The 26,150-nt window shown below is 40.0% G+C and carries 24 protein-coding genes and 1 pseudogene; 11 read left to right on the forward strand and 14 right to left on the reverse strand.

The window, feature by feature from the left end:
- Positions 1-26 precede the first annotated feature (26 nt).
- The 6 genes and pseudogenes from EGS71_RS14245 to EGS71_RS14270 all read right to left on the reverse strand — a co-directional run bounded on the left by EGS71_RS14245 (position 27) and on the right by EGS71_RS14270 (position 6,069).
- Positions 27-326, reverse strand: a complete 300-nt coding sequence (locus tag EGS71_RS14245) for a hypothetical protein (protein WP_001095006.1) — start codon at positions 324-326, stop codon at positions 27-29.
- A gap of 67 nt (positions 327-393) precedes the next feature.
- A complete protein-coding gene (locus EGS71_RS14250; protein WP_000034564.1) occupies positions 394-1,245 on the reverse strand; it encodes a universal stress protein in 852 nt (283 codons plus the stop codon).
- Positions 1,246-1,257: 12 nt separating this feature from the next.
- Entirely contained in the window at positions 1,258-2,745 is a 1,488-nt protein-coding gene (locus EGS71_RS14255; RefSeq protein WP_000953322.1) for a SulP family inorganic anion transporter, read from the reverse strand.
- A 294-nt stretch (positions 2,746-3,039) separates the two neighbouring features.
- Positions 3,040-4,836 carry a hypothetical protein gene (locus EGS71_RS14260; protein WP_001144964.1) on the reverse strand — a complete coding sequence of 599 codons (1,797 nt, stop codon included), beginning with the start codon at positions 4,834-4,836 and terminating at the stop codon, positions 3,040-3,042.
- A gap of 100 nt (positions 4,837-4,936) precedes the next feature.
- Positions 4,937-5,776: pseudogene (locus tag EGS71_RS14265) on the reverse strand (YifB family Mg chelatase-like AAA ATPase); the annotation flags it as partial.
- A 65-nt stretch (positions 5,777-5,841) separates the two neighbouring features.
- Entirely contained in the window at positions 5,842-6,069 is a 228-nt protein-coding gene (locus EGS71_RS14270; RefSeq protein ID WP_000894500.1) for an accessory factor UbiK family protein, read from the reverse strand.
- 279 nt (positions 6,070-6,348) lie between these two features.
- Here EGS71_RS14270 and glnK point away from each other — a divergent pair, with 279 nt between their 5' ends.
- From glnK to EGS71_RS14300, 6 genes are all read left to right on the forward strand, one after another.
- On the forward strand, positions 6,349-6,687 hold the full coding sequence (gene glnK, locus EGS71_RS14275) for a P-II family nitrogen regulator (RefSeq protein WP_000780327.1): 339 nt from the start codon (positions 6,349-6,351) through the stop codon (positions 6,685-6,687).
- A 57-nt stretch (positions 6,688-6,744) separates the two neighbouring features.
- Positions 6,745-8,142, forward strand: coding sequence for an ammonium transporter (locus EGS71_RS14280; RefSeq protein WP_000738520.1), 1,398 nt, complete (start codon positions 6,745-6,747; stop codon positions 8,140-8,142).
- Between the two features lie 158 nt (positions 8,143-8,300).
- Positions 8,301-8,759, forward strand: coding sequence for a transcriptional regulator NrdR (gene nrdR, locus EGS71_RS14285; protein WP_000543541.1), 459 nt, complete (start codon positions 8,301-8,303; stop codon positions 8,757-8,759).
- A 15-nt stretch (positions 8,760-8,774) separates the two neighbouring features.
- Complete coding sequence (ribD, locus tag EGS71_RS14290; protein WP_001292499.1) at positions 8,775-9,860, forward strand: bifunctional diaminohydroxyphosphoribosylaminopyrimidine deaminase/5-amino-6-(5-phosphoribosylamino)uracil reductase RibD; 1,086 nt, start codon at positions 8,775-8,777, stop codon at positions 9,858-9,860.
- The gene (locus EGS71_RS14295) at positions 9,857-11,149 is read left to right on the forward strand and encodes a DNA adenine methylase (RefSeq protein WP_001083669.1); all 1,293 of its coding nucleotides are present in this window, start codon (positions 9,857-9,859) and stop codon (positions 11,147-11,149) included. Before ribD ends, EGS71_RS14295 begins: the two co-directional genes overlap by 4 nt.
- Before the next feature lie 42 nt (positions 11,150-11,191).
- Positions 11,192-11,851 carry a riboflavin synthase gene (locus EGS71_RS14300; RefSeq protein ID WP_000493866.1) on the forward strand — a complete coding sequence of 220 codons (660 nt, stop codon included), beginning with the start codon at positions 11,192-11,194 and terminating at the stop codon, positions 11,849-11,851.
- 58 nt (positions 11,852-11,909) lie between these two features.
- Here the strand turns inward: EGS71_RS14300 and EGS71_RS14305 are convergent, their stop codons facing one another.
- The 4 genes from EGS71_RS14305 to EGS71_RS14320 all read right to left on the reverse strand — a co-directional run bounded on the left by EGS71_RS14305 (position 11,910) and on the right by EGS71_RS14320 (position 14,784).
- Positions 11,910-12,128, reverse strand: coding sequence for a hypothetical protein (locus EGS71_RS14305; RefSeq protein WP_000354154.1), 219 nt, complete (start codon positions 12,126-12,128; stop codon positions 11,910-11,912).
- Positions 12,129-12,258: 130 nt separating this feature from the next.
- Entirely contained in the window at positions 12,259-12,897 is a 639-nt protein-coding gene (locus tag EGS71_RS14310) for a hypothetical protein (protein ID WP_001988710.1), read from the reverse strand.
- A gap of 38 nt (positions 12,898-12,935) precedes the next feature.
- Positions 12,936-13,343, reverse strand: a complete 408-nt coding sequence (locus EGS71_RS14315; RefSeq protein WP_001151591.1) for a DNA polymerase III subunit chi — start codon at positions 13,341-13,343, stop codon at positions 12,936-12,938.
- Positions 13,336-14,784 (reverse strand): leucyl aminopeptidase, encoded by a 1,449-nt coding sequence (locus tag EGS71_RS14320; protein ID WP_000673449.1) that lies wholly within the window; start codon positions 14,782-14,784, stop codon positions 13,336-13,338. The genes EGS71_RS14315 and EGS71_RS14320 overlap by 8 nt, the downstream gene beginning before the upstream one ends.
- 143 nt (positions 14,785-14,927) lie before the next feature.
- On the opposite strand from EGS71_RS14320, the gene lptF reads away from it, so the two are divergent.
- The 4 genes from lptF (at position 14,928) to EGS71_RS14340 (ending at position 19,971) form a co-directional block, all read left to right on the forward strand.
- Entirely contained in the window at positions 14,928-16,028 is a 1,101-nt protein-coding gene (gene lptF, locus EGS71_RS14325; RefSeq protein ID WP_000586912.1) for an LPS export ABC transporter permease LptF, read from the forward strand.
- Complete coding sequence (gene lptG / locus EGS71_RS14330; protein ID WP_000881091.1) at positions 16,028-17,098, forward strand: LPS export ABC transporter permease LptG; 1,071 nt, start codon at positions 16,028-16,030, stop codon at positions 17,096-17,098. Before lptF ends, lptG begins: the two co-directional genes overlap by 1 nt.
- 125 nt (positions 17,099-17,223) lie before the next feature.
- Positions 17,224-18,771 carry a 2,3-bisphosphoglycerate-independent phosphoglycerate mutase gene (gene gpmI / locus EGS71_RS14335; RefSeq protein WP_000128745.1) on the forward strand — a complete coding sequence of 516 codons (1,548 nt, stop codon included), beginning with the start codon at positions 17,224-17,226 and terminating at the stop codon, positions 18,769-18,771.
- A gap of 15 nt (positions 18,772-18,786) precedes the next feature.
- Positions 18,787-19,971: a S41 family peptidase gene (locus tag EGS71_RS14340; RefSeq protein WP_000939107.1), complete on the forward strand. Its 1,185-nt coding sequence runs from the start codon at positions 18,787-18,789 to the stop codon at positions 19,969-19,971.
- A gap of 3 nt (positions 19,972-19,974) precedes the next feature.
- On the opposite strand, the gene EGS71_RS14345 is transcribed toward EGS71_RS14340, so the two are convergent.
- The 3 genes from EGS71_RS14345 to EGS71_RS14355 are packed head-to-tail and all read right to left on the reverse strand — an operon-like array spanning position 19,975 to position 23,635.
- Positions 19,975-21,396, reverse strand: coding sequence for a sigma-54-dependent transcriptional regulator (locus EGS71_RS14345; protein ID WP_000840547.1), 1,422 nt, complete (start codon positions 21,394-21,396; stop codon positions 19,975-19,977).
- 24 nt (positions 21,397-21,420) lie between these two features.
- Positions 21,421-22,989: a sensor histidine kinase gene (locus tag EGS71_RS14350; RefSeq protein ID WP_001160341.1), complete on the reverse strand. Its 1,569-nt coding sequence runs from the start codon at positions 22,987-22,989 to the stop codon at positions 21,421-21,423.
- Between the two features lie 10 nt (positions 22,990-22,999).
- Positions 23,000-23,635: a response regulator gene (locus tag EGS71_RS14355; RefSeq protein ID WP_000633799.1), complete on the reverse strand. Its 636-nt coding sequence runs from the start codon at positions 23,633-23,635 to the stop codon at positions 23,000-23,002.
- A gap of 212 nt (positions 23,636-23,847) precedes the next feature.
- Here EGS71_RS14355 and pbpG point away from each other — a divergent pair, with 212 nt between their 5' ends.
- Entirely contained in the window at positions 23,848-24,894 is a 1,047-nt protein-coding gene (gene pbpG / locus EGS71_RS14360; RefSeq protein ID WP_001984577.1) for a D-alanyl-D-alanine endopeptidase PBP7/8, read from the forward strand.
- A gap of 107 nt (positions 24,895-25,001) precedes the next feature.
- On the opposite strand, the gene thrC is transcribed toward pbpG, so the two are convergent.
- Positions 25,002-26,141 carry a threonine synthase gene (thrC, locus tag EGS71_RS14365; protein ID WP_000063593.1) on the reverse strand — a complete coding sequence of 380 codons (1,140 nt, stop codon included), beginning with the start codon at positions 26,139-26,141 and terminating at the stop codon, positions 25,002-25,004.
- Positions 26,142-26,150: the final 9 nt, after the last annotated feature.

Genomic DNA, 26,150 nt, shown 5'->3' on the forward strand with positions numbered 1-26,150 from the left:
TTAATGTCTAGTTTACGACCTGATTGTCAAACTACAAATGCATAACGTAGAACAATCACATTAAGGCAATCGCCTATCAATTGAGTAGGCATATCGGATATATCATCTAAATTGATAGATGTTCTTAAATGACAATCACACAAAAAAAGTTTAATAATTTCAGAATGTTCATTATTTGCTATAACCATCTCTGTTAATTTTAAAAGAGAATCTACGCCTTTTCGATAAGCTTGTTCATGAGATACACCAAAGTATGAGGATATTTTTAACAGCACATTTTCGGAACAAGAAACATTTAGAGTTGGGCTTATTAACATCGTATTCATATTTATGATTCCTTTTATAACTTATTAAAAATAAAGGGATAGATCAAAATTCTACCCCTTCATGAAATTATCGTAGTAACAGGACTGGTTTATTAGCGCTTGTGATCACTTTTGTGGTGGTGCTGCCAATAAAAAATTGACGTATCTTTGAATGACCATAAGCCCCAACCACAATCAAATCGATTTGATGCTGTTCAGCGTAATTGATAATTGCCTTATCAACTTCACCATCCAACGTATTCGAGGTGATATTAAAACCTTGTGATTCAAGTTGCTCTTTTGCCCAAGAGAGCTGATTTTGCATTTCACTATTCGGATTTCCGACATAAACCAAATGTACTGCAAGACCTTTAAGTAATGGACTTGACGCAATGCGTTCAACACATTTTCTTGCAGTCTGACTTCCATCAAAAGCAATTAAAAAAGACTTAGGTGGACTAAATGGTGCAGACGTTATTAATACGGGTTTATGAAGGGCACGAACAACATTTTCAATATGGGTTCCAATTTTACTGGAATCATGCTCGGTTTCATTCCCATGCTTACCCATAACAAGAACTCTAATGTCGTCTTCCATTCCCATGATTGTTTCTAAAACACTGCCATGGCGTTGAAAACTTTGAGCATCAATAGAGAACTTCTCCAATAAATAGTTCTTTGCTTCCCGAAGAAGAATCTGGCCATGCTCTAGCTCGATTTTTCCCTTACGTTCTTCGAGTTCAACCAATTCTTTGAGCAAGGTTTCTCGACTTCCTAGACCAATTGCACCACTTAAATCTTGTGGTGCTTTTGCTTTTGGCTTATCAATGACATGCAATAGTTTAATAGGTGAATTAAGTTTATCGCTAAACCAAGCTGCATAATCACACACAGTATTTGTTACTAATGATCCATCAATACATGCAATAATTTTTGACATAACTAATCCCTCTTAGTGGCTATTTAAGCGATCTAAAGCATCTGGCTTATCATGGATACCAAACTTATCGACTAATGTTTTACTAGCTTCATTCATTCCAATAAGTTCGACTTCTGTTCCTTCACGTCTAAACTTAATGACCACTTTATCTACGGCAGCAACCGCAGAAACATCCCAGAAGTGTGCCTGACTGACATCAATCACCACTTTTGAAAGTGCCTCTTTGAAATCAAATGCAGAAGTAAATTTATCTGCTGAACTGAAGAACACTTGACCTGTTACCGTATAAGTACGTGTGCTTTCTGATTCATCAAATACAGATTGAATCGCCATATAGCGTTCAATTTTATTGGCAAAAAATAATGCAGAAAGAAGAACACCGACTAATACACCATAAGCCAGGTTATGTGTGGCAACAACTACGACGACTGTAACGATCATCACGATATTGCTAGAGAGAGGATATTGGCGGATATTGCGTAGAGAATCCCAGTTAAATGTTCCAATTGATACCATAATCATGACAGCAACCAGTGCAGCCATTGGAATGGCTTTAAGCCAGTCACTGATAAACACCACCATAATTAACAGAAAGACCCCTGCACTAAATGATGATAAACGGGTACGTCCACCAGATTTCACATTAATAATGGATTGACCAATCATGGCACAGCCTGCCATTCCGCCTAAGAAGCCTGAAGCGACATTGGCAACACCTTGCCCTTTACATTCTCGGTTTTTATCACTGGTGGTATCTGTTAAATCGTCGACAATTGTTGCGGTCATCATGGACTCAAGTAAACCCACGGCTGCCAAACCTAGTGAATAGGGTAAAATAATAGCTAAAGTTTCAAGATTTAAAGGAATATCAGGAAGCAAGAAAATTGGAAGCGTATCCGGCAATTGCCCCATATCACCGACAGTTCTTACATCTAAACCAATGAATAAGGCAAAGAGCGTAAGTAGGACAATACAGATGAGGGGAGAGGGTAAAAGTTTCCCTATCACTGGGATATAGGGAAATAGATAAATAACCGCTAAACCACCGATTGTCATCGCATAAACATGCCAAGTGACGTTGGTAAGTTCAGGCAATTGAGCCATAAAAATTAGAATAGCCAAGGCATTTACAAAGCCAATAACGACTGACTTTGATACAAAACGCATCAAGGCTCCTAATTTTAGATAGCCTGCTAGGATTTGAATAAATCCTGTCAAAATTGTGGCTGCTAATAAATATTGCAGACCATGCTCTTTAACCAGTGTGACCATTAATAAAGCCATAGCACCAGTTGCAGCAGAAATCATACCAGGACGACCGCCCACAAAAGCAATCACAACAGCAATACAGAATGAAGCATATAGCCCCACTTTAGGATCAACGCCTGCAATAATGGAGAAAGCAATTGCTTCAGGAATTAGAGCCAAAGCAACAACAATACCCGCAAGAACATCCCCGCGAATATTGGAGAACCATTGTTCTCGAATAGTGGATAACATGAAAATAGCCTATTTTTTTAAATTTTAGGAAAGGCTAGTGATGTGATATATACAACACACAAGCGACTACACCACATCACTAGACAGTGATGAGTTATTTACAAAAAGATGGGTAAATAAACTAGGGTGGAGTCAAAAGCATAAGTGTGTGAATACGAATAGAAATTTAAATTGAACTGTTAGTATAGGCGAACTGAACGAAAATTTCACTCTTTTTTATTTCGCAAATTTATAGAAAACATGAAATACCAAGTAATTTCATGAACATATGATTGTATAAAAAATATTCTTTAATTAGGATTTGTCCTTCTGTAAGCTTATGAATAAATTTTTAAAGCGATTTTTCCATTCATCTGGTGTTGCGTATAAATGTTTTATTGCAATCATTTTATGAATGAAACTATCACAGTAGAGTGCCCATTTTTTTATTCCCTTGGCATTTTCTAGTTCAATACAGATTTTTTTAATTTGTTCGCTTGTTAACTTATTCTGAGTAAAAATAAGAAAGGCACAAAATGCTTCATGATTTTTATTTTTATGTATATCGATGAGATAGGAAAATCCATTTTGATCTTTTAAGTCTAATTTTAAGAACAATAATTTTCGCCCTTTATCATAATCAATCCATGAGGGATGCTTGGGTTCAGGCACAAGTTTTTTGATTTGAAGCAAATTAATACTCGCTATCATTTCACCATGTTCATTAATTGCAGACAGATGTTCCAGAGGAGAACCCATTTCAGAAGCAAGTTCTTGGAGAGATTGGATAATGTATTGAATGTCAAAACGTTCATCTCTGCTAGGTGGTGTATCTGTCGTTTCAGATTTTTTGATCTTAGTATTTTGATTACCATAGGGTTCATCAGAAGATGTTTCAACCTCTTCTGATTTATCTGAATAAGGTTGATTAGATGCTCCGACTTCAATTGGATCATCGGTTGGTTCATTAAAAGAATACTTCAGAATACCTTGTGTATTTCCAGTTTCCACCTCAGAACGCTTACGATATTCACCGCTTGTTCTTGATGGTGGTTTTTGAGTATTGATGTGCTCATTCTTATTTTGACTTTTTTCACGAGGTCTAGGATTTTTCTCATCAGGCTTTGAAATTGTATTGGTCAGGTCTTTGTTGACATCAATCATGTGATCGTTAATAGGATCAAATTTTTTCACTCTAGTGATAAAAAAACGAGTCTTATTGTCATCTAGCCAAATTCCTTCTGCTTCAAGGAAAAGCTTTGTGGGATGTGGTGGAAACACAATGGGATACCTTTTGCCTGTACCCTGCTGAAGATGATTAAACTCGGTAATTTCCATACTTCGTTGAATTTTATCAACTATCGTTTGCACATATGGGTTTAAGGCAAGATTAGCAAGAAAAATAATTGCAGTCTCGCCTATATCTTCATATGGCTTTCTGATTTTAATTTTATATTCAACATTATCGTCCACAATTTCTGTTGTATAAGATTCTAAAAAACGATTAATGATGGATTGACTCGAAGTTCCTAATAAAAGTCCCCTAATATCCTTCCGATTGACGAATAAGCTATGCAATACATGAATTGATGATGTGATGACTTGAGTTCCATCATTGGAATGCATTAGGCAATGATTCACTTTGCGATATGAATCATTGGTATATTTGGTAAATGGATAGCCTTGAAGAACATAATCAACTTTATTTGGGAGGAAATAGTTTTTTAAAGGAATGTAGTAGTCAGAAGTATTGGGGATTCTGTCCGTAAGTTTTATATTCTTAGGTTTATTATTGGTGAAGTCGAAAGAAAATCGTTTTGTAATGAGTTTTCCTGAAAACCGATAGGATTGATCGGTTAAAACATTTCCATCCCAAATACTGCCATGTTGAACAGCATCAAGATCAAGTACGGGAACAAGGAATGTTGAGCACTTATCTAAAAATAACCATTGATCACTTTTTCTAATCTCAATTAATAACACTTCAACAAAAGGATTAGTTGAATCGTTATCTTCGTTTCTAACAAGTCCACCATATCTATAAACCACTCGACTAATATTATCGTTTGGGAAGCAATCAATAGTCGTTATTTTGTCATTATTAACAGGCATATATTTTTACAAAATGAAAAATTAAAGCATATAGATAATATACTTTTTATTCTTGCTCTAGTTTATTTGTGTAAACTCTGATTTATTTGTGGAACTGACAACCGCCCCCAACCAGTGCAATTGCTGATGCTGTATGGTGGGGCGCGCGAAATGGACGCTGCCCAAAAGTATGTGGTGTATTTGAAATAGAATAAATACTTGCAACTTCAAGAGTTTCTTGAGTAGAAAGTGGCGGTAAAATGGAAGGCAGGCGTGAGGCCAATAAAGTTTTACCTGTGCCTGGTGGTCCTTTAAAGAGCAGGGAATGTCCCCCAGCGGCAGCAATTTCTAGTGCACGCCGTGGGCGTAGCTGACCTTTAACATCTGCAAGATCAAATTTATAGGGCATTTCATTTGAATAGGCACTTTGCTGCGCATGAGCTAGCTTTTGTGTGCCTAAAAAGTGCTCGCACACCTCTTTTAAATGGTTAACCGGATAACACTCAAGATTAGGTAAATGGCTAATATCTTGGCTATTATCGACTGGTAAAACGATTTTATGCTGAGCTTGCTGGCATGCCATTGCTAAAGTTAAGGCGCCTGACACAGGTCTTACATGACCGTCTAGAGCTAACTCTCCAATAAATTCAAAGTCTTCTGTGCAGTTTTCCGGAAGTTGACCAGAGGCAATTAAGATGCCTAAAGCAATTGGTAAATCTAGCCGTGAACCATCTTTGGGCAAATCTGCAGGAGCAAGGTTAATGGTCAGCCGCTTAGTTGGAAATTGAAATCCACTGTTAATAATAGCTGAGCGAACCCTATCCTTACTTTCCCTAACGGCTGCTTCAGCTAAGCCTACAATAGTCAGAGAGGGTAAGCCTTGACTCACATGCACCTCAACCTCAATGAGAGGCGCATGTAATCCTAAAAGTCCCCGAGTATAAATTTTAGAAAAAGACATCTTATTGTTCCATTATGGTGCTTCATTTTTAATCGTTGTAAAGTATAAGTGCGCTACGTTGGTGCTTATTTTTTATTCTTTAAAGCTTCTTCTAATAGACTGACTTGTTTTTGTAGCGCTTCTAAACGTTGATTGGCTAAATGAAGGGCTGTTTTTTGTCTTTCGATTTCTTGTTTAGAGACAAGATCTAATTTCTCGACAGTTTCATTTAATAATGCACGTAAGTTTTTTTCTAAATCTTTTTTAGGCTCGTCAATTTGTTCCAAAATGGCCTGTAATAGAGTTTCTAGCATGAGATATCCAAACTGTTGTATTACCTTATGCTCGCCAGTTTAACACTGCTTGAATCTAGGATATAGGCTTCTTGGCTTTTAGCCATGTCATAACGATAAATTGAAATAAAAACAGCACTGAAAATTCATTTTATTTTTAGTTGCTCATCTACATCTTGATAACTAAATAGGTTATAAAGAAAGCTCATGCAAAAGATTCATATCCTCCAACCTTTGAAATATTGGCATGAAAATTGAACATAAAACCTTACTGGTGAAAAGAAGCCGAAGGAAACAAACATGAAGCTTGTAACTGCAATTGTAAAACCGTTTAAATTGGATGATGTGCGTGAAGCACTCTCTGACATTGGTGTACAAGGGATTACCGTAACTGAAGTTAAAGGTTTTGGTCGTCAAAAAGGACATACAGAACTTTACCGCGGCGCTGAGTATGTGGTTGATTTCTTACCTAAAGTAAAAATCGAAATTGCGATTAGTGATGAAATGGTCGAAGCGGTAATTGAGTCAATTACACGTGTGGCAAGCACTGGAAAAATCGGCGACGGTAAGATTTTTGTGACTAATCTGGAACAAGTCATCCGTATCCGTACAGGTGAAACAGGACCAGATGCTGTCTAAATTGGCACAAAGCTTGCTGAGCAATAAATAGCTCGCAAATGAGGTTGGGGGACACGAATGAAAAAAATGCTTATGGCGCTGAGTTTAACCGGCGCACTTTTGGGTGGTACTGCCGCTTGGGCAGAAGAGACTGTAACAACACCAACATCTGAGGTTACAGCAACATCAACGTCTGAAGCTCCTGCAACAATTGCAGCGGCACCAGCAGCTGAGGAAACTCCGGCTGCTCCGACACCGACTGCAAAACTCGATACCGGTGATACATCTTGGATTTTAATTTCAACAGCTTTGGTTCTGTTGATGACAATTCCAGGCTTGGCGTTATTTTACGGTGGTATGGTCCGTAAGAAAAATGTCTTAAGCACTATGATGTTTAGCCTTTCTGCTGCAATTTTAGTAAGTTTGCTCTGGGTGATTGCAGGTTATTCAATCGCGTTCTCTGGCACAGGTGCATACTTTGGTGATTTGTCTAAAGCAATGCTCAATGGTGTCGCTTTTGATGCATTAAGTGGAACAATTCCTGAAAGCCTCTTTGTTATTTTCCAAATGACTTTCGCCATCATTACTGTCGCAATTTTGAGTGGCTCGATTGCTGACCGTATGAAATATTCAGCTTTCATGGCATTCATTGCAATTTGGGTACTTGTGGTTTATGCGCCAATTACTCACTGGGTATGGGCGGCAGATGGCTGGTTATTTAAAGCAGGTGCATTAGATTTCGCTGGCGGTACGGTTGTACACATTAACTCCGGTGTTGCAGGCCTAGTTGCTGCTTATATGCTTGGTAAACGTATTGGTCTTGGCCGTGAATCTATGGCGCCACATAACTTAACTTTAACTGTAATCGGTGCAAGTTTACTTTGGGTGGGTTGGTTTGGTTTTAACGGTGGTAGTGCTTTAGGTGCTGGTGCTCGTGCAAGTATGGCAATTTTAGTGACTCAAGTTGCTGCCGCTGCTGCTGCGTTCTCTTGGTTGGTAGTAGAACGTATGATCCGTGGTAAAGCTTCTGTATTGGGCGGTGCATCTGGAGCTGTTGCTGGTTTAGTTGTGATTACGCCTGCAGCTGGTTTTGTTGGTGTAGGCGGAGCTTTAGTAATGGGCCTTATTGGTGGTGTAGTCTGCTTCTGGGGTATTACGGCACTTAAACGCTTACTTAAAGCCGATGATGCTTTGGATGCGTTTGGTTTACACGCTGTAGGTGGTATTGTCGGTGCGATTTTAACTGGCGTATTTTATAGTGATGAAATCATTAAGGCAGCCAACGTAGCATTAGCACCAACATTCGCTGGTCAGTTGTGGGTACAAGTCGAAGGTGTGCTTGCAACAATGGTTTACAGTGGTATCGCAACTTTCATTATCCTTAAAGTGATTGACCTTATTATTGGACTTCGTGTTAATTCGGATGATGAACGTATGGGTCTGGACTTAAGCCAACATGGCGAACGTATTGAATAATCACTAATAATTCTTATATCAAAAACAGTCTTGTGCTGTGATCAAAGCGATGCTTTGATCTCGGACAGGGCTGTTTTTTTGTCTCATAGAATGCTGGTTCTGTAAGTGTAGAAATTTTGCTACACTAGGTCAAAGTAATTGACCCTATTAAGTCCGCTATGCATTGTCCATTTTGCAACGCCGCAGATAGTAAAGTCATCGATTCGCGTCTAGCCGCAGAAGGCTGTCAGATTCGTCGACGTCGTGAGTGTGTAAGTTGCGGTGAACGTTTTACCACTTTTGAAAGCTATGAAGTGGTGATGCCCCGTGTGATCAAATCGAATGGAAAAAATGAACCGTTTGATGAGGCGAAGCTACGTCGTTCGCTTATGCATGCCTTACAAAAACGTCCAGTGACACAAGAGCAGATCGAGACGGTTCTAAGCGATATTCAGTTGCAAATTCGCCGTTTGGGTGAGCGTGATGTGAAATCCAGAACGATTGGTGAGATTGTCATGCAATCTTTATTTGCACTTGATCACGTTGCCTATGTTCGTTTTGCTTCGGTTTATCAAGATTTTCAGGATGTTGAAGCGTTTCGCCGCCAAATTGAGCAAATGCAACAACGTGAGCACTAATCATTTGAGATTTTTATGTCTGAGTTAAAACAAGATCAATACTGGATGCAGCAAGCCATTGAACTTGCCAAACGAGGACTCTATTCGACAAAACCAAATCCAAATGTCGGTTGTGTCATTGTCAAAGATGATCAGTTAATTGGTGAAGGCTTTCATCCTAAAGCAGGTCAGCCACACGCTGAAGTTTTTGCCTTACGTGAGGCGGGTGAACATGCACAAGGTGCAACGGCTTATGTGACGCTTGAACCATGTGCACATTATGGACGAACCCCTCCTTGTGCCGAAGCATTGGTGAAAGCCCAAGTTAAAAAAGTGGTAGTGGCATGTCCCGATCCAAACCCGCTTGTTGCAGGTAAAGGTGTTCAGATATTAAAAAATGCCGGTATTGAAGTAGAAATCGGTATTTGTGAGGATTTGGCAGCTCAACTTAATCAAGGCTTTTTAAAAGCGATGTCTACCGGCATGCCATATGTACGACTAAAAGTTGCTTCTAGTCTTGATGGGCGTACTGCAATGGCATCAGGTGAGTCGAAGTGGATTACAGGTTCTGCGGCCCGTCAAGATGTACAACATTGGCGTGCGATTTCAGGCGCCGTGATTACAGGTATTGAAACTGTAATTGCCGATGACTGCCAACTTAATGTACGTTCACTTCATAATGTTGATATCGAGACAGTTGCTCAGCCAAAACGTGTAATTCTAGATCGGAGAGGGCGTTTACCGCTCACCGCTAAAATTTTAGAAAATCCTGAAACTGTCATGGTGATGGGGCCATATCGTCAGGAACTCGCTGACTTAGGCGTGATACAATTAGAAATTCAACCTTTAAAAACACTATTACAGACCTTATCTAAGCAATACCAAATTTATGATGTGTTGGTTGAAGCTGGCGCAACTTTGTCTACCGCCTTTTTACAAGAAGGTTTAGTGGATGAAATGATCAGTTATGTGGCTCCAACTTTATTGGGGCAAAGTGCAAGAGCCATGTTCAATGCAGATTTTGAATATATGGCACAGCAACTTCGTTTTAAACTTCTTGATGTAACACAACTTGATCAAGATATACGCTTAAGGTTAATCCCTACGCAAGAGAAAGTATGAATTCAGAGCCTTCGGTATACCACAAACGTCGTCATGCAGCCCGCACGACAGACGAATATCTTTTCCATCAGCTTGTCCCGTATTTGGGCAACAAGCGCCGATTGCTCCACTTGATTTTAGAAGCTCTGGAAATCACAGGGACGCTGAATAGCAAGAAAAAGAACCCCCCGATTTTTGCTGACTTTTTTGCAGGCAGTGGAGTGGTTTCTCGTTTAGCACGTCAAAATGGATACCGTGTCATTGCAAATGACTGGGAACCTTATAGTCATGCTTTAAATCATGCAATTTTAGCGTGTGTCGATGCACCTGCTTTTAAAGAGTTGGGTGGCTATCAGAAAGCGATTGATTATTTAAACCGCTTACCCGAGGTTAAAGGCTGGGTAACGCATAACCTTTGCCCTCGTAATGATGATGTCTATGATCCATCTCGTGATCGTTTATTCTTTAAACGTCGCAATGGTATGCGCATCGATGCGATTCGCCAGCAAATTGCCACATGGCAAGCGCAGGGTGCAATTAATGATGTAGAAATGAGTGCTTTGCTTGCGCCATTACTCTATTCAGCAAGTTTTGTGAGTAATACCAGTGGTGTATTTAAAAGCTTCCACCAAGGGTGGGGCGGACGTACACAAACAGCGTTAGAGCGGATTGAATCACTACTTTGGTTAACACCGAGCCGTTTCTGTGAGATTGGTGACCGTAAACGCCCCGCTGCTGAAATGTGGTGTGTAGATGCTCAGCATCTAGCAAATCAGATGAGCGGTTTTGAAGTAGATGTAGCCTATCTTGACCCACCTTATAATCAGCATGCTTACAGTAGTAACTATCACGTTTTAAATGCATTGACGTTATGGGATCAAGTCGACCTACCTCCACCAGACACTAAAGGTTATAAGAGTGGTATTGACCGTGCATGGCGTAAAGAGCGTCCAAGCCCATACAACTCTTCTAAACATGCAAAAGATGCGTATGAAAAATTACTTTCAACCATCAATGCACGTTATATTCTGACCAGTTATTCGACCGATGGTAACATTGAGCCGAAAGATTTACTGATGGCCAATCTGGAACGTGGAAAAGTGACTTTACTTACTCAAGATGTTCCACGTTATCGCGTAAGTAAACAACGTCAGTCAGAGCGTGCACGTGTGCTTGAGTTTATTGTGATTACAGATACTCATGCCAAACCAGGGCCACCGTTACGTCAATTGTTAGGCCAGCTTTACCACTTCGCCGAGCTAGGTGGTGTAGATACATCAGGTAATAGTACACAGCTCGCACTTTGGTAAGCGCTGCAATTTAAGCAGTGTAAAAGATTTGGAGATTGAGCCATGTTTACAGGCATTATTGAAAGTTTAGGTAAAGTAGAAAGCCTGCAAAGTGTAGGTGGCGATGTACGTTTACGTATTCAAACCGATTTGGATATGTCTGACGTACATTTGGGTGACTCAATTGCAACTAACGGGATCTGTCTCACAGTGATTGAGTGGGGTGATAACTGGTATGCGGCTGATGTGTCCCGTGAAAGTTTAAACCGCACGACTTTGGGTAATTGGAAAGTTGGTCAACGTGTCAATGTGGAAAAAGCCATGTTACCGACTACCCGCTTTGGTGGACACATTGTAAGTGGTCACGTTGATGGTGTAGGTGAAATTACCCTAGTACGTGAAGATGCTCGCTCAATTTATTTTGAAGTGACTGCGCCTGTAGAACTTGCTAAATATCTGGCAGAGAAGGGTTCAGTAACTGTAGATGGTATTAGCTTAACGATTAATCATTTACGCGGTAATATTTTAAGTTTAAACCTAATCCCACACACAGCAGAGCGTACTAATATTGGAACGTGGCAAGTGGGTAGCAAGGTCAACCTTGAAGTTGATGTGTTAGCACGTTATATCGAACGCTTATTACTAGGTGATAAAGCTGCTGAACAGAAAACCGAATCAAATATTAGTATGGCTTTCTTAGCTGAAAATGGTTTTTTAAAATAAACTTTTAAATTACCAAAATGAAAAACCGGACATACGTTCCGGTTTTTTATTTTAAAAATTAATGCTTGGTGAGAGTAACTGAGTGTGTGCCGACCCAAGGTTTATTATGCTGAGTGCGAGTAATTGAAAATTCGCCTTTTTCCGATGCTCGTGTGAGTAAGATTGAAAGCGAATTAAAGTCGTTATGACTCATATAAAGTTCTTGTGCTGAGAAGGTCCATTGCTCGCCTTGATTAAGTTGCTCAATTTGCGTTGAAATCTGATGCGGAATGTCCATTTCTTACCCTCATTAATTTTCATAAATAATTATGACTTATTCTTATAATTGCTTGAACCATAAGAATATTATGCATGACCATTTTGTGACAATTAAATGTCATTTTTATGACAGGAAGAATATTAAAACTTTACTTTTCTATTTTTTCATCAGAAAAGTTAGAATTCTTTAAAATATATTCAATTTCTTCTTGAGCCGCAGCGTGCAGTTTGGCACGGAAAACTGTTACCGCCTGTTCAATTAAGCTTTCAGCTTCAAGTTCTAGGCGAACACGCACACTTTCAAGCTCAGATAAGATTTGATCGTCAGTAATGCTAAGTTTTGCACCAGAAGAATAGTCAATTGCTGGCGTTTCAGGGTTTTTCTGATAACGTGCAGTATGTTCAGCAACTTCTTGTTCTAAATGACTGCGTAAAGCCTGCAAAGCTTCCGTTTGTTCACTAAATTTACGAACTTCGTCAGCTTGTAATTCAGCAGCATAAGCTGCTTCCTTTGCGCGCTTATCTGCAAGAGCTTTTTCTAAAGCAAGTTGGCGACGAATTCGCGCTTGCTCGATTAACTCTGCCTTTAAGTCAGCATATGCCTTTTCAATATTTTGTTGTGATTCTAATTGTGCTTTTTCGTCATTTAAAACCCACAGTTGAATAGGGGTCTGAGGCTCTAATAAATCACAAATACGAGCCAAATCCTGTTGATAAGCATGACGGACAGCTTCAGGCGCATTTAACCATCTTTTTTTAAAATCTTGCCCGACATTTAATGCCACCACAGTTCTCCTTTGCTCAACAGTATTTACATTTTAGCGCGTTATAATTTAAAGGTTCGAGGTTCTATACCTAAACGACGATACATTTTAAATTTTTCTCGGCCAATTTGTTTGGCTGCTTCATTATTTTCAACAATTTCTATAATGTGGCTAAAATGATCCACTTGTTCAAGTGCATGATTGTTAAAATTAAATACCAGCCAACCTTGTTCAGAAGGTTGTTTAGCCGAAATACATACTGCTGCATCTACCTGATCAACGCCATGGGCAATAAAGCTGGTCGGATCAAAGCTCCACAATTTTTCATCAAGTGTTTGTTGTAACTGCACATCTGGGCAATACCACCAGATTTGTGAATGCTTCAGTAAAATTTTTCGACATAAACGGCAAGCACTATCGACTTGCCGTTCTTCACTGGTTTCAAACAGATAAAAGCTAACTTTAGCCATTCGTACTTACACGGTTAGCCAAGAATTGCATAAGTAGCGGTACTGGACGACCAGTTGCGCCTTTTGCTGAGCCTGATAACCATGCTGTTCCGGCAACATCCAAATGAGCCCAGCGATAGTCACGAGTAAAACGCTCAAGGAAGCAGGCTGCTGTAATTGCGCCGCCATGTGGTCCACCAATGTTAGCGATGTCTGCAAAAGGAGAGTCCAATAGTTCTTGATAATCATCAATCACTGGCATGCGCCATACACGGTCAAATGACTGCTCACCAGCTTGTTGGAGTTCAGCTGCCAAAGTATCGTCCGGAGAGAATAAACCACTCAGTACTTTACCTAACGCAACTACGCAGGCACCAGTTAATGTTGCGATATCAATCACAACTGCTGGATTGAAACGTTTGATATACGTTAAGGTGTCGCAAAGGACCAAACGGCCTTCAGCGTCAGTATTTAAAATTTCAACGGTCTGACCACTCATAGTTGTTACAATATCGCCTGGGCGAGTTGCTTTACCTGAAGGCATATTTTCTGCTGCTGCAATCGCACCCACAACATGGATTGGAAGACGTGCCTCACATAAAGCACGGATTGTGCCGAGTACAGAAGCTGCACCACACATATCAAACTTCATTTCATCCATGCCAAGTCCTGGTTTTAAAGAAATACCGCCTGTATCAAAGGTTACGCCTTTACCGACAAGTACGACAGGAGCTTGTTCAAGCTGCGCTTGGTATTCAAGAGTCACTATACGGCCCGGACGCTCAGACCCTTTGCTGACTGCAAGAAATGCATACATGCCTAAATCAGCCATTTGTTGCTCATTTAAGACAGTGACTTTAAGTAAGTCTGGAAATTCTGCCGCTAAAGCTAACGCCTGTTCTGCCAGATATTCAGGGAAACAGATGTTACCTGGTCGGTTTCCTAAGTCACGAGCATAAGACTGACCAGATTGTACAGCATGTACTAAAGCGAGTTGATTTTCATCAAGGCTGGTTTGTGAGCTAATTAAATCAACTTGTTGTAACACAAATTCATTTTTTTTCGATTTAAACTCATCATAACCATAAGCTGCTTGAGTTAAGCTTAATGCAAATAAATAATGGTATTCGACAGGTAACGCAGCAATATCAATTGCGATATGCTTAAATTTATTTTGCGCCGACTTGATAATGGTTTGCGCCAATTTTGCTAACTTAGCTGCTTGAAGTTCAGCTGCTTTTCCTAAACCAAGTAATTGGCTATGGGGCTGAGTGCTAAGTTGACCAAATAATGGCAACGTTTCATTGAAGTTGGCTTTAAATTGAGTTGCTGTAAGAATACTTTCTAGATTATTGATTTGATATGTATTGAGATTGCTTTGTAGCTGTTCTGAATCAACTAAAATCCACAAAGATTCATTAGAAGTTTGTTCAGGAAAAGTTGTATAAGTTGTAAATTTCATGGCTGCCGTGATTGCCTATAGAAAGTTATGTTGGATTAAAACATTGAAACACTTTCAAGCATAGCGTTGCAATGTGCGGTTTTATATTTTTAACATTCGGGTAAACTAGCGTTCGTCCCGATTAGCCTTTTGGAAGTATTAATTTGATTATTCGGCGTTATCTCGTCAAGCAAGTTGTCTCTACCTCATTGGTGGTCATTGCATTATTGACCTTAATCATGATGGGTGGTCGTCTGATCAAATACTTTGGTGTGGCGGCACAGGGGCGACTAGATGCCAGTATCTTGTTTAGCATCATTGGATATCGTTTACCTGAATTTCTAACCCTCATTTTACCACTTGGGTTTTTTATTGGTTTAATGTTGGTGTTTGGTCGTTTATATGTTGATCATGAAATGGCCGTATTGAATGGTAGTGGGGTAAGTCGTCATCAGTTAGCGCGCTTACTTATTCCAATGACACTGGTTTACATGGTGTGTCAGTCCGTACTTATGCTTTGGATGACGCCGTGGGGACTTCGTGAATTCGAAAAATTAACTACAACTCAAGCAGTGCGTACAGGGTTTGACTTGGTGCGACCAAGAGAGTTTATTTCTTCTGGACCTTATACGATTTATGCGGGTTCATTGTCGGAAGATCGAAAAAACCTTAAAGATATTTTCTTTTATCAGCGTGCAGCCAAAGAAGGCAAGCCAGATGTCATGATTTTGGCAAAAGAGGCGACTCGTGTAGAAGTTGCAAATGACACCGCCAATGTGGTTGATCTCGTTCAAGGTCGTCGCTATGAAATATTCCCGGGACAACCAAAATATACACAAGCAGAGTTCCAGTCTTATCGTCTACGTTTAGAAAATGACAAAGATGTTAAGTTTGAGAGTGGCGATGTAGAAGCACTTTCCACATCAAAACTATTTTCTAAAGCAAATGATCCGGTCGTAAGAAGTGAGTTGGGCTGGCGCTTATTTGGTCCGTTTACCATTATTATTGCCTTGATGCTATCTGTGGCATTGTCGGAAGTAAGCCCGCGACAAGGTCGTTATTATCGCCTTATTCCATCTATCTTTATTTTCGCGAGTTTGATCGTACTCATGATTGCAATTAAAACTCGTATAAGTAAAGGAGAACTGGATATTTGGGCTTATCCAGTGGCTTTATTGGTTTATGCAATCGCAGCTGCCTTATTTTCACGTAAGCAGAAATTAGGGCCGAAAATCAAGAAACAGATTAAGCGAGTGAAATTATAATGTTAGCACGTCGAATAGTCGCCAAATATGTGACGAAAACCACTGCGCTCGCAATGTTTGGTACCACCATTGTTTTGTCTGTTTTGCAAATCCTGTTTACTTATCTGGGTGAATTAGGTGAGCTAAAACCTGACTATAATGCATGGCAAGCTTTTATCTATGTGTTATGGGGTGCCCCTCGCTATCTATATGAAATTTTACCTATCTCGGCCTTAATTGGCGCTGTGATTGGGTTAGGCGCTTTAGCATCCAATAGTGAGCTGATCGTGATGCGTTCGGTCGGGATTAGCTTATGGCGTATTGTAGGTTGGGTTATGCGCTCAGCTTTGCTACTTATTGTTTTATCTTTTGCTCTAAGTGAGTGGGTTGTTCCCTATACAAATGAGAAAGCACAAAGTGTCAAAAGCCATCGATCAGTTGCTGCTTTAGGTGAAGTGAAAGGCTATTGGTCACGAGAAGGGCAACGTTTTATTTATATTGATTATGCGAACTCACAAGGAAATTTAAGAGATATTCAGGTCGTAGACTTTAACAAAGACTACCATTTACAGTCTTTAATTAATGCAGAGCAAGGAAAGTTTATCCAAGATGGTCAATGGATTTTACAAAAAGCCAGCCAGATGGACATTCTTACAGATGGTAATTCGATACTAAATAATCATGATCAGCAGTCTTTAGGTTTGGCTCTACAGCCTAAATATGTACACATGGTGACTTTAGACCCTGAGGACTTGTCTCCAAGTCAGCTGATTAGTTTTATGCGCTATATGGACGAATATAGCCAAGTACCGAAAACTTACCAATTAGCTTTTTGGCAAAAAGTCGCTTCTCCATTTTCACTCATTACTCTTGTATTAGTGGCTTGTTCTTTTATTTTTGGTCCACTACGTCAACAGTCGATGGGTTTCCGTTTGGTGATCGCACTCTTCATTGGTTTAGGCTTTTATTATTTACAAGACTTCTTGGGCTACGCAAGTTTGGTATACGCGCCTTCACCAGCTTGGTTTGTACTCATGCCTATTATTTTAATGTTTGGTGCCGGAAGTTATTTGCTTTATCGGGCCCGTTAAATTGAAAGTATATGAATGGCTTTCTCAATGAGGAGCATTGGGGAAAGCCATAGGAAAAAATAGAGTCTTCACCGAAAATTCGGTAAGATATTGCGATGAAATTGTAGACAAAAGAGAAATTGATTATGACGGATGCAACTGCTGGCAAGATCCCTCACGTTCTGGTCATTATGGATGGTGTTGGACACCGTGAAGCGATTGAAGATAATGCTTTTCTTGCAGCAAAAACCCCGAATTTAACTGCAATGAAAGCAAAGCATCCAAATAGTCTCATTTCTGGTTCTGGTGAAGATGTTGGTTTACCTGATGGACAAATGGGTAACTCTGAAGTTGGTCACATGAACCTTGGCGCTGGCCGAGTGTTATACCAAGACTTCACACGTATTACTAAAGATATTCGTACTGGTGCTTTTTTTGAGCACGAAGTATTGGTTGATGCCGTAGAAAAAGCAAAAGCAGCGGGTGGCGCAGTTCATATTATGGGCCTACTCTCTGAAGGCGGTGTTCACTCACATGAAGATCATATTGTGGCGATGTGTGAACTTGCCTTAAAACGCGGTGCGAAAGTTTACTTACATGCATTCCTTGATGGTCGTGATACTCCTCCACGTAGTGCTCAACCGTCATTAGAAAAATTAGATGCTTTATTCGCTCAATATGAAGGCAAGGGCCGTATTGCAACCATGATTGGTCGCTATTTTGCAATGGATCGTGATAACCGTTGGGATCGTGTTGAGCAGGCTTACCGTTTATTAACGGAAGGTGAAGCTGTTCGTACTGCAAATACTGCGGTTGAAGGCTTAGAGCTTGCATATGCTGCAAATGAAAATGATGAGTTTGTAAAAGCAACCCGTATTGGTGAGATCGCTAAAGTTCAAGATGGCGATAGCGTTGTATTTATGAATTTCCGTGCTGACCGTGCCCGTGAAATTACGCGTGCGTTTGTTGAAAAAGATTTCGCAGGTTTTGAGCGTAAAGTTGTACCGAACCTTTCTAAATTTGTCATGTTGACGCGTTATCAGGCAAGTATTGATGCACCTGTGGCATATATGCCTGAAGAGTTAAAGAACTCGCTTGGTGAATATTTATCTTCTTTAGGTAAAACACAATTACGTATTGCTGAAACTGAGAAATATGCCCATGTGACTTTCTTCTTTAGTGGTGGTCGTGAAGACGAATATCCAGGTGAGAAGCGAATTCTAATTCCATCGCCAAACGTTGCGACATATGACTTAAAGCCTGAAATGAGTGCTTATGAAGTAACTGATGAGTTAGTCAAAGCAATTAACTCGGGTGAGTACGACTTACTTGTTGTGAACTATGCCAATGGTGATATGGTCGGTCATACAGGCGTATTTGATGCTGCAGTTAAGGCTGTTGAAGCAGTTGATACATGTTTAGGTCGTGTATACGAAGCTGTAATGGCGAAAAAAGGCCATATGCTTATTACGGCTGACCACGGTAATGTTGAACAAATGCAAGATTATGAAAGTGGTCAGGTTCATACTCAGCATACAACAGAGCTTGTTCCTTTTATTTATGTGGGTCCAACCCAAGCAACGATTGCAGAAGGTGGCGTGCTTGCTGATGTTGCACCGACCATTCTGAACTTAATGCAGATTCCTGTGCCTGCTGAAATGCAAGGTCGTAATCTCATTACATTGTCTGCTTAAGCGATAGGTGACTAAATGCTGCAACACAATATATATAAAGCTTTTTTTGTTAGCGTATTGATGTGTTGCAGCCAGCTTGCTCTTGCAGCCCCTGTTGTAAAAGAAAAATTATCGCCTCTGCATGCTGATGCCCCAGAGTCAGAAGAAAGTTATGCAGAAGTACCTATTGAGTCTATTCAACAGTTTGTACAAATATATGGAATCGTCCGTGATAATTATGTCGATGAAAAATCGGACGATGCTTTATTTTTACAGGCAATTAAAGGTTTAGTCAGTGGTCTAGACCGTTACTCCCGCTATTTGTCAGCTGAAGAATACCGTCAACTCATTCAATATACTGAAGGGGATCTTGCTTCAGTTGATTTTGTACTAAGCCCCGAATCACATGTTCATAAATGGATGATTCGTGACCTTAAGACGGGTTCTGACTCATATAAACTAGGCTTAAGAAATGGCCAAACTATTTTAAAGATTGATAATCAGGAACTTAAAAATCTGACACATGATCAGGTGCTAGGTTTGCTTTATGGATCGATAGGCTCGACGCTTCAAGTACAAACAGAAGAGTCAAATAGTCCAATTAGTTTAGTCCGTAATAAAAAGATTGAAACTGATATTGAGCCTGTGATGTTGCACAATCAGGTGTTGGTATTAAAAATTAGAGTATTTCAACAAGATACCGCCAATGAGATTAAGCGTTTAATTGAAGAAAATAGTTCTTCGCGTTTAAAAGCGGTGTTAATTGATTTAAGAAATAACCCAGGCGGCTTGTTATCTGCTGCTGTTGAGTCAGCTGATTTATTTTTAAATCATGGCATTATTGTCTCTACAAAAAGTCGTTCAGAAGGCAACCAGCAATTTCAGGCTTTACCGGGTAACGATTTCCAAAATATAAAAGTTGGTATTTTAATTAATCACCGATCTGCCTCGGCAGCAGAAGTTTTTACTGCTGCAATGAAAGAGCATCAGCGTGCTTGGGTCATGGGTGAAAAAAGTTATGGAAAGGGTGTTGTACAGAAGCTTTTCCCTTTACCGAGTGGGGCAGCGCTACAAATGACAGTCTCACATTACTACACACCAAATGGTAATATGATTGAGGGGCAAGGTATTCAGCCTAACCAGACTTATCCCTTACCCCCAGAAATGAAAGAAGAAGTTTATCTAGATCGTGTTGCCGATCTCCTTCTAAAAAGAAAGTAAATTTTATACTTCCTGTTCTGTCTCCGTATCTAAGCCAAATTTTTTCAGACGATAGCGTAAAGAGCGGAAAGTCATTCCTAATTTTTTAGCTGCTAAGGTACGATTCCAATGAGTCATATTGAGTGCATTGAGTAAAATATCTTTTTCAATATTTTCTAAATAACGTTCTAGACCTTCACTTGGTAATTTTTTTACGACTTGAGGAGCCGCCACAGTGGTTTGTATGCTTTGAGCAGCCGAAGCAAAAGGATTAGAAATATTCGCTCTTAGTGGAGCAGGATGTAAATGAGATATATCTATGGTGGCATCTTCACTTAAGGTAATTGCGCGCTCAATCATATTTCTTAATTCACGAACATTACCCGGAAAGTGTTGCTGTAGCAGATAAGTTTCGGCTGCTTCTGTTAATTGTTTAGGTGGCGTTTCCCACTCCATACAAATTTTCTGAATAAAGTGATTGGCCAGTAAAAGGACATCTTCGCCACGTTCACGTAGAGGTGGCAATATGAGGTCCATAACATGAATACGGAAGAATAAATCTTGACGGAATTTACCTTGTCTAACCAATAAATCTAAGTCTTGATGACTTGCACTAATCACACGGAAATCAACATCGATTTCCTGATCTGAACCGACGGGTCGGATCTTTTTTTCCTGTACTGCACGGAGCAGTTTGACCTGCATACTTAAAGGTAATTCGGCAATTTCATCTAAAAATAAACTGCCACCGTGTGCCGATAAAATGAGGCCTTGTTTATCTTGAGTTGCTCCGGTAAAGCTCCCTTTTTTATGCCCAAAAAGCTCACTTTCCATGAGTTCGGTTGGAATGGCACCGCAGTTAATTGCAATAAAAGGGCCTTCACTACGGTTACTCAGCCGATGAACTAAGTTAGCAACTACTTCTTTACCTGTTCCAGACTCACCGGTAACAAATACCGGTGCTTGAGAGCGAGCAATTTTTTTAATTGCAATACGTAGCTGCTGGATGGGTAGAGAACGGCCAATTAATAATTTATTTTCTAACGCATTCTCGGCAGCATCATGCTCTACTTTTTGCCGATTCAAGGCTTTTTGTAATAATTGATCTAGATGTACTTGGTTGACCGGTTTGCTTACAAAATCAAAAGCGCCTGCTTTTAATGCTGCAATTGCAATATCCATATTGCCGTAGGCAGTTAAAACGGCAATGGGAGTATTAGTATAATTTTGAGAGACATGTTTAACTAAATCTATCCCGCTCCCATCGGGTAGGTTTAAGTCGGTTAAACATGCGTCGTAATGAAACTGAGTGAAGAGTTGTTTGGCCTGTTCAACCCGATAAGCAAGATGTGTTTTAATCCCCATTCGTGCAAGTGTCATTTGCATTAAAAGGCACAAATCTTCTTCATCGTCTACAAGCAAAACCAGTGGTTGCTGTTCTGCCATTTCCCCAAAAACCTAATAAAAAAATCAATATATTATTGGGCATTCTATTCTGAAGCATGCCCCTTGTTTTTGCTCTACATAGGTGAGCTTTGCATGGTTCGCCTCACAAAAACTATGAGACAAATATAATCCTAAACCAGTTCCATTAATTTCGGTACTAAAAAATGGTTTAAATAATTGAGATATATCACGTTTTGAAACACCTTCACCGTAATCGATCACATCAATATAAATTTTATTTGTCTGTGAATGAATGTTGATCGTAATGTACGGCGAGTCGGTGGCATTATGCCGTAAAGCATTTCTCACCAGATTGATCATGACTTGTCTTAATTGTTTTTCATCAAATAAAAATTTTAAAGAACTATCCGAAATTTTAAGTTGAATTGAATGTTTAACATCAAATAAATCTTCTTCGAGCAATGTATCTATGAAGTGTCTTACATCGATCTGGATAGGATGTGTTCTTTCGCTACGAGCAAGCCCTAAAGTATCTTGAACAATACTATCAATGCGTTTGGTTTGTTTGCCAATCATATGACGCAAAGTATTTTGTTGTTCTGGATCGCTATCTTTCAGTAACTCATTTGCTTGTACGATTGCAGCGAGAGGATTGCGGATCTCATGTGCAATACTTGCTGAGAGTTGCCCTAGCGCAGCAAGCTTAAGCTGTTGTGCTTGCTGATTAATTTGTTGGGCATCTTGTAAAATGAGCAGGGTTAGCGTTTGTTGTGGGACCAAAAGGTGTTGCACTTTAATGTTGATGGAGTACGCTGATAGCCGAGACTCAAAAATGAATCGGTCACCTTCTTTTAAGTCGCCAAACTTTAAAATTTCAAATAAATCGGTATGCCACTTTGCTAAAGGATATTTTTCATTGGCAAATTGAGGGGGAATACCCAAGAGTGAACAGGCCGCAGGATTACTGACAACGATGTCGTAATTCTCATCTAGAACTAAATAGCCTTCTTCAATTTGTTCTAAGATATAACGGTTAATATTTTGGAGTTGATAGAGTTCAATTGACTGGTGAAAGGTGAGTGCTTCAAGTAATTTAAAGCGCTGCACAGCAATTTGGCCAATACCGTGAACCACAAAAAATAAAAAAGCTAAGAGAGCGCTATTACCAATAGTATTTAGATTGTTATAGTCAAATAGACTACCTACAAATCGTTGGTAAATAACAGCGATAACCGCAAGCAATGTAATCAGCAAAGACATTCTTGCGCTGAGTAAAATCGCCGAGGTAAAGATGGCAATTACATAGAGTAAGCTGAGTTGTAAATTTGGTTCACCCACAGAAAAAGTTAGTAAACTCAGACAAATAATATCAACAATAAAAAATAAAATAAGCTGTCGCGTGGCTTGAGTGGCAATAAATTTAAAGCATAACAGCTGAACAAGACTTAAGAGCGAATAGCCGAGTAGTGTGTAGGAATATAAGGCAGGTTGCTGCAAACTGTTATCAGTTTGCGCATCGGTTAAAACCAAAATAATATTCAGGCTAACCGCAATAATAAGACGGTATAAGCCATACCAAGTGCCCAAACGAAAAATCGTATGGGACAAGGATGAATTTAAGGGAAATTGCATGTAAATTTGGTTATGGCTTGATCAAACCGTAACGAATCGCAAGATGTGTTAGTTTTACATCACTATCAATTCCTAACTTTTCAAAAATACGATAACGGTAAGTATTTACAGTTTTCACACTTACAAAAAGTTTATCGGCAATTTCTTGGGCACTAATACAGTTGACGACCATCATTGCAACTTGCATTTCCCGTTCCGATAACGAATCAAAAGGGGATTGTTGAGTGTCGGATAAATATGAGCTCGCGAGTTGTTCGGCAATATCTGCACTAAAATATTTACCGCCTTGCATGACCTTATTAATTGCACGAACCATTTCGGCAATTGGCGCGCCTTTAGTGATATAGCCTTTTGCACCGGCTTTTAATAATAAAGATGGGTAAGGCTCTTCGGCAAGGCCGCTTACAGCAATGACTTTCGTCTCTGGAGCCGTCTGTAATAAACGACGGGTTGTTTCTACGCCACCGATGCCCGGCATGTTGACATCCAGCAGTACGACTTGCGGATGTTGTTGGCGAACGATAGCAATTGCTTCTTCGCCCGATTCGGCTTGTCCAATTACCTCAACATCGGCATGATCTTCTAACATACGGCAAATACCCGTACGTACCAGTTCATGGTCATCGACAACTAAAACTGTAATCAAGAAGACCTCCTTTCTTTCAAAAAACAAGTTTTTTGTTACATAAAGCAAAATAAGCTTGCAATGGAATGACAAAATTAGCAATCCTATTCTTCTATAGTGAGCGAATAGTTGTGCACAATTGTGTCGGTAAAAGCTTTATACCTTATATCTCAAATGTAAGGCATAATGATAGTAAGCGCAAATGTGTGTCACCCTGAGTCGAGTATTGTGCCGTGAAAAATTCTAAAAAGTCTTTAATGCATGTGCTAAGCATGTCTATTTTGCTTAGTTTGAGTTCAACAAGCTTTGCAGAACTCGTCAATAACCCGTCTTCAGGGAGTACTGGTACTGCAAGTTTAAATTGGTCTGCAGCGGATGCTAGTCAACTTTTAAATGATGAAGATGATGAACCGACTCCGCAAGGTTCAACTTCTGTAACCACAACATTGCGTGGCAGTAATGCGCCAAGAGTTATTACTTCTGCCCCTAAAGTTGCTCCAATCCGTGATACTGTGGGTTATAACGCCCAGCCGAGTGTTAGTGCACGTGCTGCACTTGTAATGGATGCACAAACAGGTGAGGTACTTTATAGTAAAAATACCAACGCATCAGTGCCGATCGCTTCTATTACCAAATTGATGACGGCAGTTGTAACGGCAGATGCCCGTTTAAACATGTCTGAAGAAATTACACTTGAGCAAATTGATTTTGCTGGGGCTGGCGGGAAAAACTCAAGCTCAACACTTCGTGTTGGCGATAAAATGAACCGCGCAGAAGTTCTTCTGTTTGCTCTTATGAAGTCAGAAAATCCGGCAGCAGCAGCTCTAGCGCGTACTTATCCGGGTGGCCGTGCTGCATTCGTGGCGGCAATGAATGCTAAAGCGCGTGCTTTAGGTATGAATGCAACTCATTATTATGAGTCAACTGGTTTAGATCCGCGTAATGTATCTTCTGCACGTGACTTGGGAATTTTGGCGAGTACAGCATCTCAATATGGTTTGATTCGTCAGTTCTCAACCACACCGACCTATGACTTTAATTTAGGTTATCGTGTTCTTAAATCAAATAATACAAATGCTTTAGTCCGTAATGGTGGTTGGAATATCAACTTATCTAAGACAGGTTATATTAATGAAGCAGGCCGTTGTGTGGTTATGCATACTACTGTGAACTCACGTCCAGCAGTGATTGTATTATTGGGTGAGCCAAGTACTCAGGCACGTAATAACGATGCAACTAACTTGCTCGGTTGGTTAAGTAATTTGCCAAAACGTATTTAATTTAATTATTTTTAAAAACGCTTCTTTTAAGAAGCGTTTTTTTATGCCATTTAAAAAGCATAAAAAACGGCTGTATTAAACAGCCGCTTTTTATAAAAACTCAGATCTTACATATTAGATAAAATCGAATCTTTTACTTGGTCCATTGTTGCATCAATTGACAACATCACTGCATCAGCACATTGTTTGATTGCTGTATCAGGGTCTTTCAAGCCATTACCCGTTACTGTACATACAATGACAGAACCTTCAGCAATTTTACCCGCTTTAATATCACGGATTGCACCGCCAATAGAAGCAGCAGATGCTGGCTCAACAAATACACCTTCATACATAGAAAGTAAGCGTTGAGCTTCTAAAATTTCGCTGTCTTGAAGTTCATCGAACCAACCTTTAGAGTCACGTACTACAGCTTTTGCATGGTTCCAGCTTTGTGGGTTACCAATACGAATCGCAGTTGCAACTGTTTCCGGTTTTTCTACTGGAGCACCACGTAAGAAAGGAGCTGCGCCAGAAGCTTGATAACCTACCATTGTTGGTAAGCCTTCTGGTTTTGGACCAGTGAATTGATCAGTCGCAGCGTCATAAACAACTTGTTCAAATTGGTCAGCAGGCTGGTTAGCTACTGCTTCGGTATAACCCATCCAGTGAGCTGTAATGTTACCTGCGTTACCAACTGGTAAGCAGTGGTAATCAGGTGCACGGCCTAAAGCTTCAACGATTTCATAAGCAATCGTTTTTTGACCTTGCAAACGGTAAGGGTTGATTGAGTTTACAATCGTTACAGGTGCTTGATCAGCCACTTCTTTTACAAGACGCATACCATCATCGAAGTTACCACGGATTTGCATAGTGATCGCACCATACATCATGGCTTGCGCCATTTTACCCATCGCAATTTTGCCTTCCGGAATCAAAACAAATGCTTTGATACCTGCGCGTGCAGCATAGGCAGCAGCAGCAGCAGAAGTGTTACCTGTAGATGCACAGATAATTGCTTTAGAGCCTTCTTCAACCGCTTTGGTTACAGCCATGGTCATACCACGGTCTTTAAATGAACCAGTCGGGTTTAAACCCTCGTATTTCACATAAATTTCAACGTCTTTGCCAATAATACGTGGAATATTCTCAAGTTTAATGAGAGGGGTGTTGCCTTCACCCAAAGAGATAGCACGAGTAGTTGCCGAAACTGGCAAACGGTCACGATAACGATCTACAAGACCAGTATAACGATTGGCATTAGACATGATGGTGTT

Source organism: Acinetobacter sp. FDAARGOS_559, from assembly GCF_003940475.1.
GTDB classification, from domain to species: domain Bacteria; phylum Pseudomonadota; class Gammaproteobacteria; order Pseudomonadales; family Moraxellaceae; genus Acinetobacter; species Acinetobacter baumannii.

What these genes read in the sequence shown, in the direction of transcription:
- EGS71_RS14280 (WP_000738520.1), top strand. Translation starts at nt 6,745, where the DNA reads ATGAAAAAAATGCTTATGGCGCTGAGTTTAACCGGCGCACTTTTGGGT.
- thrC (WP_000063593.1), bottom strand. Translation starts at nt 26,141, where the DNA reads ATGTCTAATGCCAATCGTTATACTGGTCTTGTAGATCGTTATCGTGAC.
- EGS71_RS14295 (WP_001083669.1), top strand. Translation starts at nt 9,857, where the DNA reads ATGAATTCAGAGCCTTCGGTATACCACAAACGTCGTCATGCAGCCCGC.
- EGS71_RS14305 (WP_000354154.1), bottom strand. Translation starts at nt 12,128, where the DNA reads ATGGACATTCCGCATCAGATTTCAACGCAAATTGAGCAACTTAATCAA.
- EGS71_RS14345 (WP_000840547.1), bottom strand. Translation starts at nt 21,396, where the DNA reads ATGGCAGAACAGCAACCACTGGTTTTGCTTGTAGACGATGAAGAAGAT.
- glnK (WP_000780327.1), top strand. Translation starts at nt 6,349, where the DNA reads ATGAAGCTTGTAACTGCAATTGTAAAACCGTTTAAATTGGATGATGTG.
- lptG (WP_000881091.1), top strand. Translation starts at nt 16,028, where the DNA reads ATGTTAGCACGTCGAATAGTCGCCAAATATGTGACGAAAACCACTGCG.
- EGS71_RS14270 (WP_000894500.1), bottom strand. Translation starts at nt 6,069, where the DNA reads ATGCTAGAAACTCTATTACAGGCCATTTTGGAACAAATTGACGAGCCT.
- EGS71_RS14315 (WP_001151591.1), bottom strand. Translation starts at nt 13,343, where the DNA reads ATGGCTAAAGTTAGCTTTTATCTGTTTGAAACCAGTGAAGAACGGCAA.
- EGS71_RS14260 (WP_001144964.1), bottom strand. Translation starts at nt 4,836, where the DNA reads ATGCCTGTTAATAATGACAAAATAACGACTATTGATTGCTTCCCAAAC.
- nrdR (WP_000543541.1), top strand. Translation starts at nt 8,301, where the DNA reads ATGCATTGTCCATTTTGCAACGCCGCAGATAGTAAAGTCATCGATTCG.
- EGS71_RS14320 (WP_000673449.1), bottom strand. Translation starts at nt 14,784, where the DNA reads ATGAAATTTACAACTTATACAACTTTTCCTGAACAAACTTCTAATGAA.
- EGS71_RS14340 (WP_000939107.1), top strand. Translation starts at nt 18,787, where the DNA reads ATGCTGCAACACAATATATATAAAGCTTTTTTTGTTAGCGTATTGATG.
- ribD (WP_001292499.1), top strand. Translation starts at nt 8,775, where the DNA reads ATGTCTGAGTTAAAACAAGATCAATACTGGATGCAGCAAGCCATTGAA.
- EGS71_RS14250 (WP_000034564.1), bottom strand. Translation starts at nt 1,245, where the DNA reads ATGTCAAAAATTATTGCATGTATTGATGGATCATTAGTAACAAATACT.
- EGS71_RS14245 (WP_001095006.1), bottom strand. Translation starts at nt 326, where the DNA reads ATGAATACGATGTTAATAAGCCCAACTCTAAATGTTTCTTGTTCCGAA.
- gpmI (WP_000128745.1), top strand. Translation starts at nt 17,224, where the DNA reads ATGACGGATGCAACTGCTGGCAAGATCCCTCACGTTCTGGTCATTATG.
- EGS71_RS14300 (WP_000493866.1), top strand. Translation starts at nt 11,192, where the DNA reads ATGTTTACAGGCATTATTGAAAGTTTAGGTAAAGTAGAAAGCCTGCAA.
- EGS71_RS14350 (WP_001160341.1), bottom strand. Translation starts at nt 22,989, where the DNA reads ATGCAATTTCCCTTAAATTCATCCTTGTCCCATACGATTTTTCGTTTG.
- EGS71_RS14255 (WP_000953322.1), bottom strand. Translation starts at nt 2,745, where the DNA reads ATGTTATCCACTATTCGAGAACAATGGTTCTCCAATATTCGCGGGGAT.